The sequence below is a fragment of the Iodobacter fluviatilis genome (genome assembly GCF_004194535.1).
GTDB lineage: Bacteria > Pseudomonadota > Gammaproteobacteria > Burkholderiales > Chitinibacteraceae > Iodobacter > Iodobacter fluviatilis_A.
In genome coordinates, this window is record NZ_CP025781.1 from 2,435,878 (window position 1) to 2,453,164 (window position 17,287).

Here is a 17,287-nt window from a genome sequence, read left to right on the forward strand (position 1 = left end):
CAATATCTCTCGTGAATACCTCGCTTCAAGACCTTGAAACACGGCTTTGGTCTGCCGCTGACCAGCTTTGGGCCATGACCGACCTCAAGCCTTCTGAATTTTCTACTCCTGTATTGGGCCTGCTGTTTTTACGCTATGCCGAAACCAAATTTGCCGCAGCCCAAGCACGCTTTGCCAGTGCTGGCTTAGCAGAGGATGAGTTAGACAAAACCGATTACCAAAGCGAGGGCGTACTGTATTTAATGCCGCATGCGCGGTTTAGCCATTTGGTGAGCCTTGCTGAGTCAGAAAATTTAGGCTTGGCGGTCAACAATGCCATGGCAGCGGTAGAGCTGGAGAACGAAGATTTACGCGGCGTGCTGCCGCGCAGCTATACCCGCCTTGATAATGGCGTGATTCAAGAGCTATTACGCTTGCTGGCACCGATTAAAATTGAAGGCGATGCCTTTGGCCGCGTTTATGAGTACTTCCTCGGCAATTTTGCGATGAAAGAAGGCCAAAAGGGCGGCGTGTTTTACACCCCGACCAGCATCGTTAAATTGATTGTCGAAATCCTTCAGCCCTACCACGGTCGCATTTACGACCCCGCTTGCGGCTCGGGCGGTATGTTTGTGCAAAGCGCGGAATTTGTGAATCAACACAATAAACGCGCCGCCGACGAACTCACGGTATTTGGCACGGAGAAATCCGCCGATACCGTTAAACTCGGCAAAATGAATCTGGCCGTGCATGGTTTGTCCGGCGATATTCGCGTGGCCAATAGCTTTTTTGAAGACCCGCATGAGTCCTTAGGTAAGTTCGATTTTGTCATGGCCAATCCGCCGTTTAACGTCAGTGGCGTGGATAAAGACCGTATCAAGGGCGACCCGCGCTTGCCGTTTGGCTTGCCGAGTACCGACAACGCCAATTACCTGTGGATTCAATACTTCTACAGCACGCTGAACGACACGGGCCGCGCAGGTTTTGTGATGGCGAATTCCGCCGGGGACGCACGCGGCAGCGAGCTGGAAATCCGCAAGCAAATGCTGCAAAGCGGTGCAGTGGATGCGGTGGTTAGCGTCGGCTCGAACTTCTTTTACACCGTTACGCTGCCGTGTACTTTGTGGTTCTTTGATAAGGCCAAGCGCAGCAGTGAGCGCAAAGATAAAGTACTGTTCATCGACGCACGCCACCTCTACCGCCAAGTCAGCCGTTCCGTGCGCGACTTCACACCAACGCAAACTGAATTCCTCGCCAATATCGCCCGCCTGTATCGCGGCGAAGCAGTTGAAAACCACCATGACAGCGCTGAACTTATCGCGCAGCATTTCCCCGCTGGCGTCTATGCCGACGCGGCAGGGCTATGCAAAGTGGCGACGTTGGCCGACATCGAAGCGCAAGGCTGGAGTTTGAATCCAGGGCGCTATGTTGGCGTGGAAAATACTAGTCTTGATGAGGTGGTCTTCGCTGAGCGGCTTGAGGCATTAAGTGAAGAGCTTGAGGTTTTGAATGCAGAAAGCCACGAGTTAGAGATGGAAATTTCGATACGAATGTCTTTAATTTTGGAGTCTCTGGCATGATTCACGATTGGACTAAGGTCCGCTTAAAGGATGTTTGTTCGCGGATTACTGTCGGTCATGTGGGTTCAATGGCAAATTGTTATATCGAGAGCGGAGTCCCATTTTTACGGTCGCAAAACATCTTGCCTTTTCGGTTGCATATGCAAGATGTTAAGTATGTATCAAAAGAATTTCATGAGTCTCTACGCAAGTCCGTACTTCGTGCTGGTGATGTTGCCATCGTGCGAACTGGTTATCCAGGGACTGCTTGCGTCATTCCCGAAGGTATGGGCGAAGTCAATTGCGCAGATTTAGTTGTAATTACGCCGTCATCGAATTTGAATCCCTATTTTCTTGCCGCAGTCTTTAACTCCTCGTGGGGTAAAGCATCCGTTGCTGGAAACCTCGTAGGTGTTGCACAGCAACATTTTAACGTTGGTGCTGCAAAAGAAATGGAGATTTCATTACCGCCTAGAGCAATACAGAATCGTATCGCCGCCATTCTCTCCGCCTACGACGACCTGATTGAGAACAACACGCGGCGGATTGCGGTGTTGGAGGAAATGGCGCGGCGGATTTATGAAGAATGGTTCGTCCACTTCCGCTACCCCGGCCACGAGCAAGACCAAAAAGTCGAAACCGAGCTAGGCTTGGTGCCGGAAGGGTGGGCTATTCAAACTGTTGAAAACACGTTTGAGATATTAGGCGGTGGTACACCATCGAAAGCAGAGTCTAGCTATTGGGAAAACGGTGATATTAATTGGTATTCGCCAACCGACCTTACCCGTTCAGGTTCAAAGTTTATGGCGTGCTCTGGTAGCAAAATTAATGCACTGGGATTGAAAAAAAGCTCGGCGCGTCTTTTCCCTGTTCGCTCAGTGATGATGACAAGTAGAGCTACACTTGGTGTTATTGCAGTAAATACAACCGAGGCATGTACTAACCAAGGTTTTATCACCTGCATTCCAAATGAAAAATTTCCTTTGTGGTCGCTTTATCATTGGCTGACACAGAATGCGGATTATTTTGCGTCAATAGCTACTGGCTCGACCTTTAAGGAAATTACTAAGGGCGTGTTTAAGACGACGCGACTTGCAATTGCGCCAGCTCAAGTCATCCATGCATTTGAAGCTAATGTCTCACCGCTTATGGATTTGGTCCTTAATTTAGAAACAAAAAATGCAAACCTCCGCCAAACCCGCGACCTACTCTTGCCGCGTTTGATTTCGGGTGAGTTGGATGTTTCGACGCTGGTGCTGCCGGATGCGGTTTGATGGGTATATGGTGCTGGATATTGATAATCAATGTCTGCTGACAAATACCCTTTGCATGATAGCCGCGTTGTCGAAATTATATATTTAAGGGTATTGCCACATGGACATTGATAAACCTATTTCTTTGAGCGATACACCTAGCGACTATGCGGCTTGGCTGCTTGAGCTGAAGTCGCGCATTCATACTGCACAGCAGCGGGCTGCGCTGGCGGTGAATCGTGAGCTGGTGCTGTTGTATTGGCAAATTGGCCGCGATATTTTGGCGCGGCAGGCCGAGCAGGGTTGGGGCGCAAAAGTGATTGAGCGGCTGGCGCATGATTTGCGCGCGGCGTTTCCTGAGCTGAAGGGCTTTTCCCGCGCTAACTTAATGTATATGCGCTCATTCGCCGAGGCGTGGCCGCAAGCGGCAATTGTCCAGCAGGCTGTTGGACAATTGCCGTGGGGGCATAATTTGGTCTTGCTCAGCAAGCTGAAAGACCCGCAGTGGCGGATGACTTATGCGGAACGCGCCATTGAGCACGGCTGGTCGCGCGCCGTGTTGACGATGCATATTGAAACCCGACGTTTGGAGCGGGAAGGTCAGGCGGTCACTAATTTTGCTGAACGCTTGCCTGCGCCACACTCCGATTTGGCGCAACAGTCGCTTAAAGACCCGTATATTTTTGATTTTTTAAGCGTGGGCAAGCAGGCCGATGAGCGCGAAATCGAAGCGGCGCTGATACAGCATGTGTCTAATTTTTTACTGGAGCTGGGCGCGGGCTTTGCCTTTGTCGGGCGGCAAGTGCATTTGGAAGTGGGCGGCGATGATTTTTTCATCGACTTGCTGTTTTACCATCTGAAATTACGCTGCTATATCGTCATTGAACTTAAAGCGGGTGCTTTCAAGCCAGAGCATACGGGCCAGCTTGGGTTTTATATGACGGCGGTGGATATGCAGATGAAATCCGAGCACGACGCGCCCACCATCGGTTTATTGCTGTGCAAAAGCAAAAACAAAGTCGTGGCCGAGTATGCTTTGCGGGATAGTAATAAGCCCATCGGCGTCGCTGAATATCAACTGATTGAAAGTCTGCCTGCACAATTGCAAACCAATTTACCGAGTATCGAGCAGATTGAGCGGGAGCTGGGCGATAAACTTTGAGTGTGGCAATGACGCTCTTGAAACACACTCTATCGAAGGCAGGGCGTGGTATTTTTCGCGCTGTTTCCATGCGTCAAAAGCAAGGAGCCAAGGGCGCATTGATTGCTAGCTTGTAAGATTGATGCGACTTGGGTAGTCTTTCGACAATGTTCAGATTAAAAATAAGATAATACAGCAAAATTTGGTTTTATTTAGCTTACTTTTTTATCCTATTTTCTGGGTATATTGAATGGTAGGTCTTTGATAAGGCTACTGTTTGTCGTTGGATAAATAGGATAAATCCTTTGCCCTATAACATCGAAAAACCAATCCCACATTCTGCGCGTGAAGTGTCTGCTGGCTATGGTGAGCTGAAATTGGTTGAGGCTCCTGCTATTGAGTTGCTTAAGTCTTTGGGCTGGCAGCATGCCGATTTATTTAAAGAAAAGTTGGGTAAGGCGGGAACTGAAGGGCGAGAAAACGAATGCCAGGTGATTTTGCCCAAGCGCTTGCGGGCAGCGTTAGAGTGGCTTAATCCGGGCTTGCCTGCATTGGCTTATGAGCTGGCATTTGATGCCTTAAATATCGACCGTTCGCGTGAATCGGTGGTGGTTGCCAACCAAGCTATTTATCGTCTGTTGCGTGACGGCGTAAAAGTAAGCTTTGCTGGTGCAGATGGTTTACCGAGTATTGAAACGGTAAAGCTGGTGGACTGGGCAAATGCTGCTAATAACGATTATTTTCTGGCGACGCAGTTTAGGGTGTCTGGTGATATGTACCAGCGTCGCTGTGATGGGGTGGGGTTTATCAATGGCTTACCCTTGGTCTTTCTGGAATTTAAAGCGCCTAGTGTTCATCTAAAAGCGGCCTTTGATGAAAACCTGCGTGATTACCGTGGGCAAAGCATCCCACAACTGTTTCACTTCAATGCGTTTATCTTGTTATCCAATGGCCGCGAAACCAAGGTCGGCACACTTACGTCGATGTGGGAGCACTTTGCCGAATGGAAGCGAATTTCGACCGAAGAAGAGCCCGCCAAGGTATCGCTAGAAACTGCACTGCGCGGGATGCTGCTGCCCGAGCGATTACTTGACCTGATTGAAAACTACACGCTGTTTGAGCTGGTTCGTGGTGGGCTGGTGAAGAAGGTCGCCAAAAACCATCAATTCCTTGGTGTGAACAAAGCCGTTGAGGAAGTGGGCAAGCTGAACGAAAACCAAGGCAAGTTGGGGGTGTTTTGGCATACCCAAGGCAGCGGTAAGAGTTTATCAATGGTGTTTTTTACGCAGAAAATTTTGCGCAAACGTCCAGGTGCGTGGACCTTTGTGATTGTCACCGACCGCGAAGAACTTGATACGCAAATTTATAAAACCTTTGCCAATACCGGCAGCATAAATGGTGCTGAAGTTCAGGCAAATAGCGCTGTGCATTTAAAAGAGTTGCTGGCTGGAAATCAGCGTTATGTATTTACGCTGATTCAAAAATTCCGTAATGAGCAGGGCGAGGAATACCCGACCCTATCGAATCGCTCTGACATTATTGTTATTACGGATGAAGCGCATCGTAGTGAATACGGTACGTTTGCAATGAATATGCGTAAGGCACTGCCCAATGCCGCTTTTATTGGATTTACCGGAACACCTTTGATTGCAGGCGAGGATGAAAAAACCCGTGCAGTATTTGGTGATTATGTTTCGGTTTATAACTTTGCCCAAGCGATTGAAGACGGCGCAACTGTGCCGCTGTATTACGAAAATCGCATTCCCGCTTTGCAATTAACGAATGAAGATTTGGATGCCGATTTGGCAGCGATTCTGGAAAACGCTGAGCTGGACGGGGAACAAGAGAAAAAACTAGAGCGTGAATTTGGTCGCCAATATCATTTGATTACCCGGAACGACCGGCTGGAAACCATTGCTGCTGATATCGTCGAACACTTTACTGGCCGGGGCTATCGCGGCAAGGCGATGATGGTGTGCATTGATAAAGCCACTGCCATCAAAATGTATGACAAGGTACAAGCGCATTGGCAAGCGACGCTGGCACGTCTACATGCCGAGCTGAAGTTGAGCACGGGCGAGCATGCCTTGGCTTTGCAAGCGCGTATCGAGCTGATGCTAGCTACCGATATGGCCGTGGTGGTGTCGCAAGGCCAAAATGAAGTGGCCGACCTGAAAGCGAAAGGCTTGGATATTGAGCCGCATCGCAGCCGCATGATGCAGGGTGATTTGGAAGAAGAATTCAAAAGCCCGACGACCAAACTGAAACTGGTATTTGTTTGCGCGATGTGGATTACGGGCTTTGATGTGCCAACGTGCTCGACTTTGTATCTTGATAAGCCGATGAAGGCGCATACGCTCATGCAAGCCATTGCCCGCGCCAATCGTGTTGCGAGTGGCAAAACCAGCGGTATGATTGTTGATTACATTGGGATTTTCCGTCATCTGCAAGACGCGCTGTCTGTTTATGCTCATTCAGGCAGGGGTGGAGAGGGCGGGCAGGGCGAGCATTTGGGTGAAATGCCGCTGGAGGCCAAACAACAGCTTATCTTGTTGCTGGAACAGGCCATTGCCGATGCTGAGATGTGGTGCCAGGTGCAGCGTATCAGTATTGCTGAAATTATTGCTGCCGAAGGTTTTTACCGTGTCGGCCTGATGATGGATGCAGTTGATGCCATTGTAAGTAGTGAAGAAATCAAGGCTCAGTTTATGGCGTTGGCGGGTTTTGTAGCCAAACACTACAAAGCAATTTTGCCGGATACCCATGCCGCAGATTACGCGCCTAAAACAGTGGCTTTGGCTTTTTTAGCAAGGCAGGTGAAGGCTCTAATGCCTCCTGTAGATATTAGCGATGTCATGAATGATATCGAGGCTTTGCTCGATGATTCTATTGCTACTGAGGGCTACCATATCCCAGCCAGCGGTATGCCTAAGGCTTTAATTGATTTATCTGAAATCGATTTTGAAGCGCTGGATGCTCAATTACAAATGGGCAAGCGTAAACACATTGCTGCAGAGCAGTTAAAAGGTGCTGTTGAGAAAAAGCTTAATGAGTTGGCGAGCAAAAACCCAAGTCGCGAGGGGATGCTAGCGCGTTTTCAAAAGTTAATTGATGCCTACAATGCAGGCTGTATGAATGTTGAAGCTTTTGTTGCCGAACTCAAGCAATTTACTAAGGAGCTGAGTGCAGAAGAGCTACGTGGCGTATCACTGGGGCTGAGCGAAGAAGAATTGGCGGTATTTGATATTCTGACCCAGCCCGACCCGCCACTAACGCCCGCTCAAGAGCAAGAAGTGCGTCGTTTAGCGAAAGAGCTATTGGCAAAGTTGAAAGCGGAAAAGCTGATTCTGGATTGGCGTTTAAAACAACAAGCCCGCGCCGCAGTGCAAAAAACGATTAGAGATATTTTTAGAACATTACCGCAGCCCTATAACCTAGATTTACGCCAAGAAAAGGCCGCAAGGGCGTATAGCTTTGTTTATGAGCATATGGCTGGGTAAATTGTGGCGGCTTGCTTGAGCAATTCTATCGATGTGGTTCAAAATAACTTCCCGAAATTAAGCCCGTCATTCTCGAATGATTTTATCGGGAACCCAGCCGCGTAGCTGGATTCCCGCCAATGGTGCTCGGGAATGATGACGGTTTAAAAGTCTTGAAGTTAATGTGAGCCGTACCCTAATGCAAAAAAAAGGCGACTAGAGAGTGCCTGTTTTTTTGTAGCTGAAAAAATAGAGAGTTAGATAAACGTTGAACAGCAAAAAGCCCAACCTTGCGGATGGGCTTTTTGTTTTCTTACTGGGGTGGCTGATGGGGCTCGAACCCACGACAACAGGAATCACAATCCTGGACTCTACCAACTGAGCTACAGCCACCGCTGAGCGGTGCGTTTAAGACTTAAAATGCCATAAGTCTAAAACTAAAATTTTGGTCCGTTTTAATAGTCGATCACACACTTGGCGCACCCGACAGGAATCGAACCTGTAACCTACGGCTTAGAAGGCCGTTGCTCTATCCAGTTGAGCTACGGGCACACTGTACAACCGTACTATAAATTTTCTTATCTGGGTAAATAAGTTCTTACTTTAAAACAACTTATCGTATAAGAATAAGTTCTGGTCGGGGCGGTGGGATTCGAACTCACGACCCTCTGCTCCCAAAGCAGATGCGCTACCGGGCTGCGCTACGCCCCGAACAGAGGACGCAATATACTGTGTCGATTTTATTGCGTCAAGCACCTTAATGATCTTTTTTCTGGGGGCGATAGCATAAATCCCCTGGAAACTGACTTAATTCTTATGCTATGTATTGTTTTTTAAGATGATTTTTGTTTTGAAAAATATTTGAAATATAGGGTGGATTTTTTGAAGTTTCTTGTTTAGCTCAAGGTGGCTTACTTTGAAAAATATGTAGGAAATGTTTGGGTTAGCGGCTTTTGCATGAGAAAATGCGTTTTTTTGCGATAGAAACAGCAGGAGTTTTACCCATGACAGCCCAAATTCTCGACGGAAAAGTTATTTCGGCCGAAATTGTTAGTGATGTACGTGCCAAAGTAGATGCCCGTGTGGCAAGTGGCTTGCGTGCTCCTGCACTTGCCGTGATTTTGGTTGGGGCAGACCCTGCTTCCCAAGTCTACGTCGGTAATAAAAAGCGTCAGTGCGCCAATGCGGGTATTCGCTCTGTTGATATTGATTTGCCAGCGGATACATCAGAGGCTGATTTACTGGCCTTGGTGACTAAGTTTAATCAGGATGACGAGATCGACGGTATCTTGGTGCAACTGCCTTTGCCAAAACATATCAATGCAGAGAAAGTGATCGAGCTGATCGACCCAGTAAAAGATGTGGATGGTTTTCATCCCTACAATATTGGCCGTCTCGCTTTAAAAATGCCTTTGCTGCGCCCGTGTACCCCTCGCGGTGTGATGACTTTGTTAGAGCGCACCGGCATTGATATTGTGGGTAAAGATGCGGTTATCGTAGGCGCATCTAATATCGTCGGTCGCCCGCAGGCTTTAGAGCTATTACTGGCACGCGCTACTGTTACGATCTGCCATAGTAAAACTCAAAATTTAGAAAGCAAAGTACGCGGTGCAGATATTGTAGTAGCTGGCGTAGGCATCCCTAATTTTGTAAAAGGGGATTGGATTAAGGCGGGCGCGATTGTGATTGACGTAGGTATCAATCGTTTAGAAAACGGCAAGCTTTGTGGTGATGTTGAATTTGATCTGGCCAAAGAAAAAGCCGCGTGGATTACTCCGGTGCCGGGTGGTGTGGGTTTGATGACTGTGGCAACTTTGATGCAAAACACGTTTGATGCTTGCGTAAATCGCAAGGGTTAAGTTAATTCTTGGCTGGGGTTCACCCAGCCCACTCTTTGCTGGACGTCCCCCTTCATGTCTTATCAGCTTGCTAAACCTTTTCTTTTTTTACTTGATGCCGAAAAAGCCCATGCCGCCGCGTTTAATGGCTTGCATGCTTTGCATAGCTTAGGATTTTTGCGCTCGTTTACGCCTACCGTTGTAGATTGCCCTGTCTCTGTAATGGGCTTGGATTTTCCTAATCCAGTAGGGCTTGCCGCTGGGCTTGATAAAAATGGCGATCATATCGATGCAATGGCAGAGCTGGGTTTTGGCTTTTTAGAGATTGGCACGATTACGCCGCGCCCACAGTCTGGCAATCCTAAGCCACGGCTGTTTCGTCTTGTCGAAGCTGAAGGCATTATCAACCGTATGGGTTTTAATAATGACGGTGTGGATAAGCTGATTGAAAATGTTAAAAACAGTAATTACCAAGGCATTTTAGGGATCAATATCGGTAAAAATGCTGATACGCCGATTGAAAACGCCGTTGATGATTATTTGATCTGCTTAGATAAAGCCTACCAACACGCCAGCTACATAGCGGTAAATATTTCTAGCCCCAACACTAAAAACCTGCGCCAGTTGCAGGGGGCGGATGAATTAGGCCGTTTATTAAAGGCATTAAAGCAAAAGCAGACCGAGCTTGCGGATCGTCATGGCCGATACGTGCCACTTGCCCTCAAAATAGCACCGGATTTAGACAGCAACCAAGTACAAGACATCGCCGAGCGCCTAGTGGCGAGTGGGATTGATGGGGTGATTGCCAGCAATACCACTTTATCGCGCGTGGGGGTTGAGCATTTAAAGCATGGGCAAGAGGCCGGTGGCTTATCCGGTGCGCCGGTGCGGGCTAAATCAACTAAGGTGATTCGTGATTTAGCTGAAGCGCTAGATGGCGCTTTGCCGATTATTGGCGTGGGCGGTATTTTTAAGGGTGAACACGCCGTAGAAAAAATCCGCGCTGGAGCAAGCTTGGTGCAGGTATACAGCGGCCTAATCTATGAAGGCCCTCAGTTAGTCAGCGATTGCGCTGAGGCGATTGCTGCGATGTAACTGCTGCAATGGCGGGCTAAATTAAATCCTGAATCGCAGAGAGCACTGAGATCACAGCGAAAACAACAAAGGGCCTGAGATCTATTTGCCCTTTGCTTTGTGCTCTCTGTGGTTAAAGACTTGGCTCATGTACTAACTCAGCTGAGTTTGCTTGTAAATTTAATTTGCGTGAGCACGCGTTGCTATTTGGATAAACAATGGATTTGCAACACTATTTACTGCTGCTTCTGGGCGCGGTGCTGGTTAATAATGCGGTACTGGTGCGCATTTTGGGGCTGTGTCCGTTTATGGGCGTATCCAAAAAGCTGGAGGCGTCGATTGGGATGGGGCTTGCCACGGCCTTTGTGCTGACACTTGCCTCGGGCACATCGTGGATGATCGATCAGATCCTGATCTTCTGGCAGTTGGAATACCTGCGCACGCTGGCCTTTATTGTGGTGATTGCCGCTATCGTGCAATTCACTGAAATGTTTATCCATAAAGCCAGCCCAGTGCTGTATCAGGCGCTGGGGATTTACCTGCCGCTGATTACCACCAACTGCGCCGTATTGGGCGTGCCGCTGATTAGCTCGGCGCAAAAGTACAACTTTGTAGAATCCCTACTCTTTGGCTTTGGCTCTGCCGTGGGCTTTAGCCTAGTGCTTATCCTATTTGCCGCGATGCGCGAAAGGCTGGAAGGGGCGGATATCCCCGCGTTTTTTAAAGGCACGCCGGTTGCGTTTATTACAGCGGGGTTGATGAGCTTGGCATTTATGGGTTTTGCGGGCTTGGTGCGATAAAACCCTAATTTTTAACCACAAGGGACACAGAGTTACCCGGAGAAAACCAACGCGATATCAATAGCTGATGAAGGCATTACGTAGAAATGGATTTGATTTTCAATCTACGCCCTCTTCGGGAGATCCTTATTTTATTATTACTCCATTAATTCCTAGGTTTTCTCCGTGCCCCTCCGTGTTCTCGGTGTCCTACGTGGTTCAAGATTTGGGTTTGTAAGTTGTGATCTGCAATTATTTATAGGAAAGCTATGTCTTTTTTACTGGCCATCGTTTTAATGGCTATTTTGGCGCTGATATTAGGTGCAGTGCTGGGCTTTGCAGCGATCAAGTTCAAGGTTGATGAAGATCCCTTGGTGGATAAAATCGACGCAATCCTGCCGCAAACCCAGTGTGGTCAGTGTGGTTTTCCTGGCTGTAAGCCTTATGCCACGGCGATTGCTAATGAAGAGGCTGATATCAATTGTTGCCCGCCAGGTGGCGAGGATGGTATCCGCAAGCTGGCGGAGCTGCTGGGCAAAGAATTTAAACCGCTGAATGCTGAGAATGGCGTTGAAAAGCCACGATCCGTTGCCTTGATTGATGAGGCGGTCTGTATAGGCTGTACGCTCTGCATTCAAGCTTGCCCAGTGGATGCCATTGTTGGTGCTGCCAAACATTTGCATACTGTGATTGCTGCGGAGTGCACTGGGTGCGAGCTTTGCGTCGCCCCTTGCCCTGTGGATTGTATTGATATTGTTCCCGTGGGAACCACGGTCAATAACTGGCGTTGGCGCTATCCTGTTATCCCCATCAAAGTTAAATCATGACTCAAACCAACCCTGTGATGAAGGTTGTGACTTTTCATGGCGGTGTTCATCCGCCCGAGCATAAAACCGAGTCCAACCGCACGTCAATCCGCGCTGCTGCGCTGCCGCCATTTTTAATTTTGCCCTTGCAGCAAAGCATTGGTAACCCTGCAAAACCGCTTGTGGTGGTGGGCGAGCGGGTATTAAAAGGCCAGCAACTGGCTAGTGCTGATGGCATGGTTTCGGCCGCCATTCATGCACCTACTTCGGGCGAGATTATCGCTATAGGCGAGCACCAAGTGCCACATCCTTCAGGCCTTGCCGATTTGTGCATTACGCTGAAAACCGATGGCAAGGATGAGTGGATTGCCAAAACGCCATTTGATTGGAGAAGCGCTGGGCCCAAGGCAGTGCGCGATTATCTGCGCGATATGGGCGTGGTAGGGCTGGGCGGCGCGGTGTTTCCGTCGCACCTTAAGCTCAATACTCAAGCGATTGATACGCTGGTGATTAATGGCGCGGAGTGCGAGCCCTATATTACCTGCGACGATCGCATGATGAGAGAGCGCGCCAGCGAGATTATCGCCGGCATCTTGATGGTGCAGCAGCTGTTAAACGCCAAACAGATCAAAATTGGCATTGAAGACAATAAGCCAGAGGCCGCAGAGGCACTGCGCTTAGCCATTACCGCTAACCAAAGCCACGCGGTGGCTGCGATTGAGGTGGTGTTGGTGCCTACGCTTTACCCTTCGGGCGGCGCTAAACAGTTAATCAAGCTACTGTGCGATATCGAAGTGCCAGGCGGGGTGCGTTCCACGGATCTGGGTGTGCAGTGCTTTAATGTGGCCACCATTCACAGTATTTATTGCGCGCTGGCGCATGGTGAGCCGGTGATTCGGCGCGTGGTCACTATTACTGGCAATGTAGAGCGGCCAGGTAATGTAGAGGCGTTGATTGGTACGCCGCTTAAACATCTATTAAAAGAAGCGGGGGATAAAGGCAGCAGCGGCTATATTTATGGCGGCCCGATGATGGGTTTTGAGCTGCCATCTTTAGAAGTGGGGCTGAGCAAGGCGGGCAATTGTGTGATTGCCAAATCGCCGGTAGATTTCCCTGAAAAACCGCGTGAAATGCCCTGTATCCGTTGCAGCAAATGCGCGGAAGCATGCCCTGCCGAACTGCAGCCTATGGATTTATTCTGGTTTGCCAAAAGCAAAAACTTTGGTAAAGCGCAGGAGCGCAATCTGTTTGATTGCATCGAATGCGGCGCTTGCGCCTATGTTTGCCCTAGCAATATCCGCTTGGTGGATTACTACCGCTTTGCAAAGTCTGAAATCTGGGCCGCTGAAAAAACCAAACATGCCGCCGATTTAGCGCGTGAGCGCTTTGAGTTTAGAGAATTTCGCGCTGAGCGTGAAAAGCAGGAAAAAGCCGAGCGCCTTGCCGCTAAAGCAGCCCAAAAGCTGGCGCAAGCCGAGGTGTCTGATGATCCGGAAGACGCCATCCGCGCTGCCAAGATTAAAGCAGCGATGGCTAGAACGGCGAGCGCTAGCGAATCACCAGCGAGTGATGTGGGCGTTGTTGCTACCGACGCCGATCAAGCCACGCAATTAGCTGCCGAGAAAAAAGCCAAAATTGCGGCGGCAATGGCGAGAGCTGCAGCGAAAAAAGTGGCAGCGGAGGCCGCTGTGCCGATGGTGCACAGCGAAGAATCAGTAGTGGCTCCTGCACAAAATATCCCTGTGAGCAGCTTAGATAAGAGCGATCGCACCAAAGAAATCCTTGATAAGCGCCGTGAAGAAAGAGCTCGCATTGCCGCGATGAGCCCAGAAGAGCGCAGTGATTGGGAGGCCGCCAAGCAGGCAGAAATCGCCGAGGCTAAAGCCGCTGCGGCACTAAGAAAAGCAGAAAGCGTAGCACCTCTTGAAGAGTCAGCATCTTCACTTGATGAAGAAAAAGCAGCCAAAATTCGGGCTGCTATGGCCAAAAGAGATGCAGAAAAAGCCCGTCTTGCCGCCATGAGCCCAGAGGAAAAAGCGGCACTGGCCGCAGAGCGCCAAGCGCGTATTGATGCAGCGATGGCGGCAAAAGCCGCTAAGGCGGCGAAAGATGAATGATCTTGAGTCGATGCGAAAGCAATATCATTTACGCGCATCAGAGCAGGGTTTAAAGGCTTGGGATGTGCACCGCTTGATTAAGCTGAGCGCACAGTTTGCCGTAATCAGCCTGCCACTGGAGCAGATTGCTGAGTTAGATCAGAGTTACTGGTTTGACGAGGGTGGAGCCGTGCCAACTTGCCGCGCCATTAGCGAACACGCCAAATTAATTAATGAAACAGATCTGCGCTTCCCCATTATTTTGTCGCAAAACGGCAGGGTAATGGACGGCATGCACCGGGTGGCTAAAGCCTTGATGCAAGGCCAAACAGCGATACAGGCCGTGCAGTTTAGCCAAGACCCAGAGCCCGATTTTATCGGTATCGATGCGGATGATTTGCCTTATTAGGCGATGTGATACAGATTAAAACCCACGCCTTGAAACACGGAGTTTTACGGAGAAGAACATTTGTTCTCATTTTCTTCTTATGTTTTCTCTGTGTGTGGCTACAAATTTTAGGTTTTTTTTGCGTACCTGAGTTTCTACCTTTTTGGAATTAAATGAACACATCGCCCTTTTTTATTAAACCGACGCCTTTGCAAGTCGTCATGCTCAAAGTGGCGGCGGCTTTGTTGCCGGGGATTATTGCGCTGACTTGGGCGTTTGGCGTGGGGGTGTTGGTGCAGATTGCGCTGGCACTGCTAACGGCGCTGCTGGCGGAGGCGGCTTGCTTAAAGCTACGCAACTACCCGATCAAACCGTTTATTTTAGATGGCTCGGCTGCGGTAACCGCATTGCTGCTGGCCTTGTCTATGCCGCCGCTGGCTCCGTGGTGGGTGGTGGTGTTGGCTAGCTTGATTGCTATTTGCTTAGCCAAGCATTTATATGGCGGGCTGGGGCAGAATCCATTTAATCCAGCCATGGTGGGCTTTGCGGTGATGATTGTGTCTTTCCCAGCGCAAATGTCGCGCTGGGCTGCGCCTTTAGCGCTGGATATGCCGCATTTGGATAGTATCACTCAAGTGATCACGATTTTTAGCGGAGCAGTGCCAGCGGCTTTTGATGCCATGGCCTCGGCTACGCCGCTAGATACCATTAAAACGGGTTTAAAAGCGCATCAGGATTTGGCAGATGTAATGGGCGCACCGCTATTTGGCAATCTGGCTGGCGTGGGCAGTGAATGGGCAGCGGCGGGGTTCTTACTGGGGGGCTTATATTTACTGCGAGCAAAGCTCATTCCTTGGCAGATTCCAGTGGGATTCTTGGGTGCTTTTATGCTGACTGCTAGTGTGTTTTACGGCATAGATCCAGCTAATTATAGCCCGCCCTGGTTTCACCTCTTTAGCGGCGCGGCCATTTTGGGGGCATTTTTTATAGTTTCAGACCCCGTAACTGCACCGACCACGCCACGCGGCAGGCTGATCTTTGCCGCTTTAGCGGGGCTACTGACTTATATGATCCGAATGTTTGGGGCTTATCCTGATGGCGTGGCCTTTGCCGTGCTGATCATGAATATCGCCACCCCCTTTATCGATCAATACACCCAACCGCCGGTTTTTGGGCGTAAAGCGAAAACATAAGATAAATAAACCGACACCTTGAAACACGGAGGACACAGATAAAGCCGAGTTTCACGGAGAAAACGTTATTTATGAGGTTTTTCTCCGTGTTTTAAGATTGAGGTTGTGTTTGTAGCTATTAGGGAGAAATAAATGAAAACCATGTTTGCCAATGGGGTGCGTGGCGCGGGGACTTTATTTTTGTTTGCGGTGGTGTTTACGGCGTTGATGGCGGGCACGTACCAGCTCACTCGCAAGAAAGTACTGTTTAATGAAGAAAAAGCTAAAGCGGCGCTGATCGCCCAAGTTTTACCTGCCAAAAGTTTTGATAATAATCTGCTGAAAGGTGCAAAACTGTTATCTGCGGAGGATGGCAAAGCCATGGGTAATGATGGCGATAGCTATGTTTATCTGGCTAAAAAGGCCGGCAAAACAGAGGCTGCTGTATTTGAAGCCACAGCCCCTGATGGCTATGCTGGCAAAATTAAACTGCTGGTTGGCGTAGCAAAAGATGGGCAGGTGCTGGGGGTGCGGGTGGTGGCGCATAAAGAAACACCGGGGTTGGGGGATTATATCGATGTGGCTAAATCCTCATGGATAGAGCAATTCAAAGGCCGCGAACTCACCCCGCAAAACGCAGATTTTTGGAAAGTAAAAAAAGACGGCGGTGGTTTTGATTATATGGCAGGTGCCACCATCAGCCCTCGTGCGGTTACAGCGGCGGTAAAGCGGGTGTTGGAATACGTAGCGAAGCAGCCACAGCTGTTTTTATAGCGTGGGCACTTGTGCCCACGCGTAAAGAGAGAGTTGATCACGTGTGGTACATGTAAGTAATTGGAGCGTAAAGTGAGCAATCAAATTATTAGCAACAGCATCTGGAAGCAAAATGCTGGGCTGGTGCAGATTTTGGGCATGTGCCCCGTGTTGGTGGTGTCGAGCAATATTGTGAATGGTGTGTCGCTGGGGCTGGCGACTAGCCTAGTGATGCTGGTGTCGGGCGCGGCCATTGCAGCGATTCGCCAGTTTGTGCCTAATGAATTACGCAGCCCGATTTTTATTCTGATTATTGCGGCCTTGGTTACCGTAGTGGATTTATTGTTTAACGCCTACGCGCATGGCTTATATGTGGTGCTGGGGATTTTTATCCCGCTGATTACCACTAACTGCATCGTGTTGGCGCGGGCGGAGGCGTTTGCCAGCAAGAATAGCGTTTGGGATTCGGCGCTAGATGGCTTCTTTATGGGCATTGGCCTGACGTTGGTGTTGGCGGTGCTTGGGGGAATGCGTGAGCTGGTGGGCAAGGGCACTTTGCTCTCTGGTATTGATCTGGTGTTTGGCCCTAAGGCGCAAGCTTGGACGATCCATATTATTCCCGCCGACATGCATTATCAGTTTCTACTCGCCATCTTGCCGCCTGGTGCATTTATTGGCCTAGGTCTGCTGATTGCGGTGAAAACAGCCTTGGATAAACGCCTTGAGGCAAAAGCAGGACGACTGGCCCATGCTGTGGCGAGCCATTGAGCTACTGGCTTATTTTGTACTGGCGGCCGTGATTTGGTGGCTGCTGAGCTTTGGGTTTTGGGGCAAGCTAGCCGTGCTGGTTTTGGGGGTTACTCTGCTGGCGGTTGGCATCTATTACTACATTCAGCTCATGCGCGAGCCATGGGATGAGTGGGATACGATATCCCGTGATAAAGATGAATAGTGAGCAGGGAGGCCCTGC

14 protein-coding genes and 3 tRNA genes are annotated in these 17,287 nt (G+C 49.4%); 14 read left to right on the top strand and 3 right to left on the bottom strand.

All coding sequences use genetic code 11. The annotated features are described in order from the left end of the window. Positions 1-11 precede the first annotated feature (11 nt). The 4 genes from C1H71_RS10930 to C1H71_RS10945 all read left to right on the top strand — a co-directional run bounded on the left by C1H71_RS10930 (position 12) and on the right by C1H71_RS10945 (position 7,432). A complete protein-coding gene (locus C1H71_RS10930) occupies positions 12-1,559 on the top strand; it encodes a type I restriction-modification system subunit M (RefSeq protein ID WP_223145846.1) in 1,548 nt (515 codons plus the stop codon). Beyond that, the gene (locus C1H71_RS10935) at positions 1,556-2,812 is read left to right on the top strand and encodes a restriction endonuclease subunit S (RefSeq protein ID WP_130106580.1); all 1,257 of its coding nucleotides are present in this window, start codon (positions 1,556-1,558) and stop codon (positions 2,810-2,812) included. Before C1H71_RS10930 ends, C1H71_RS10935 begins: the two co-directional genes overlap by 4 nt. Positions 2,813-2,912: 100 nt before the next feature. After that, the gene (locus C1H71_RS10940) at positions 2,913-3,953 is read left to right on the top strand and encodes a PDDEXK nuclease domain-containing protein (RefSeq protein WP_130106581.1); all 1,041 of its coding nucleotides are present in this window, start codon (positions 2,913-2,915) and stop codon (positions 3,951-3,953) included. Between the two features lie 284 nt (positions 3,954-4,237). Next, positions 4,238-7,432: a type I restriction endonuclease subunit R gene (locus C1H71_RS10945; protein ID WP_223145847.1), complete on the top strand. Its 3,195-nt coding sequence runs from the start codon at positions 4,238-4,240 to the stop codon at positions 7,430-7,432. A gap of 296 nt (positions 7,433-7,728) precedes the next feature. Here the strand turns inward: C1H71_RS10945 and C1H71_RS10950 are convergent. The 3 genes from C1H71_RS10950 to C1H71_RS10960 all read right to left on the bottom strand — a co-directional run bounded on the left by C1H71_RS10950 (position 7,729) and on the right by C1H71_RS10960 (position 8,122). Further along, positions 7,729-7,804 (bottom strand) — tRNA-His (locus C1H71_RS10950). 82 nt (positions 7,805-7,886) lie between these two features. Then, a tRNA-Arg gene (locus tag C1H71_RS10955) sits at positions 7,887-7,963 on the bottom strand. Between the two features lie 82 nt (positions 7,964-8,045). Beyond that, positions 8,046-8,122, bottom strand: a tRNA-Pro gene (locus tag C1H71_RS10960). A 293-nt stretch (positions 8,123-8,415) separates the two neighbouring features. On the opposite strand from C1H71_RS10960, the gene folD reads away from it, so the two are divergent. The 10 genes from folD (at position 8,416) to C1H71_RS11010 (ending at position 17,269) form a co-directional block, all read left to right on the top strand. After that, a complete protein-coding gene (gene folD / locus C1H71_RS10965; protein WP_130106582.1) occupies positions 8,416-9,270 on the top strand; it encodes a bifunctional methylenetetrahydrofolate dehydrogenase/methenyltetrahydrofolate cyclohydrolase FolD in 855 nt (284 codons plus the stop codon). Between the two features lie 54 nt (positions 9,271-9,324). Next, positions 9,325-10,344, top strand: a complete 1,020-nt coding sequence (locus tag C1H71_RS10970) for a quinone-dependent dihydroorotate dehydrogenase (RefSeq protein ID WP_130106583.1) — start codon at positions 9,325-9,327, stop codon at positions 10,342-10,344. Between the two features lie 197 nt (positions 10,345-10,541). Continuing rightward, the gene (gene rsxA / locus C1H71_RS10975) at positions 10,542-11,123 is read left to right on the top strand and encodes an electron transport complex subunit RsxA (RefSeq protein WP_223145848.1); all 582 of its coding nucleotides are present in this window, start codon (positions 10,542-10,544) and stop codon (positions 11,121-11,123) included. 248 nt (positions 11,124-11,371) lie between these two features. Continuing rightward, positions 11,372-11,929: an electron transport complex subunit RsxB gene (gene rsxB, locus C1H71_RS10980; RefSeq protein WP_130106584.1), complete on the top strand. Its 558-nt coding sequence runs from the start codon at positions 11,372-11,374 to the stop codon at positions 11,927-11,929. Further along, positions 11,926-14,025, top strand: coding sequence for an electron transport complex subunit RsxC (gene rsxC / locus C1H71_RS10985; protein ID WP_262488273.1), 2,100 nt, complete (start codon positions 11,926-11,928; stop codon positions 14,023-14,025). The genes rsxB and rsxC overlap by 4 nt, the downstream gene beginning before the upstream one ends. Next, on the top strand, positions 14,018-14,413 hold the full coding sequence (locus tag C1H71_RS10990; protein WP_223145849.1) for a hypothetical protein: 396 nt from the start codon (positions 14,018-14,020) through the stop codon (positions 14,411-14,413). Before rsxC ends, C1H71_RS10990 begins: the two co-directional genes overlap by 8 nt. Before the next feature lie 152 nt (positions 14,414-14,565). Next, positions 14,566-15,585 carry an RnfABCDGE type electron transport complex subunit D gene (locus C1H71_RS10995; protein WP_130106585.1) on the top strand — a complete coding sequence of 340 codons (1,020 nt, stop codon included), beginning with the start codon at positions 14,566-14,568 and terminating at the stop codon, positions 15,583-15,585. 132 nt (positions 15,586-15,717) lie between these two features. Then, positions 15,718-16,338 carry an electron transport complex subunit RsxG gene (gene rsxG / locus C1H71_RS11000; protein ID WP_130106586.1) on the top strand — a complete coding sequence of 207 codons (621 nt, stop codon included), beginning with the start codon at positions 15,718-15,720 and terminating at the stop codon, positions 16,336-16,338. 72 nt (positions 16,339-16,410) lie between these two features. Continuing rightward, a complete protein-coding gene (locus C1H71_RS11005) occupies positions 16,411-17,085 on the top strand; it encodes an electron transport complex subunit E (protein WP_262488274.1) in 675 nt (224 codons plus the stop codon). Beyond that, positions 17,066-17,269 carry a hypothetical protein gene (locus C1H71_RS11010; protein WP_130106588.1) on the top strand — a complete coding sequence of 68 codons (204 nt, stop codon included), beginning with the start codon at positions 17,066-17,068 and terminating at the stop codon, positions 17,267-17,269. The genes C1H71_RS11005 and C1H71_RS11010 overlap by 20 nt, the downstream gene beginning before the upstream one ends. Positions 17,270-17,287 lie beyond the last annotated feature (18 nt).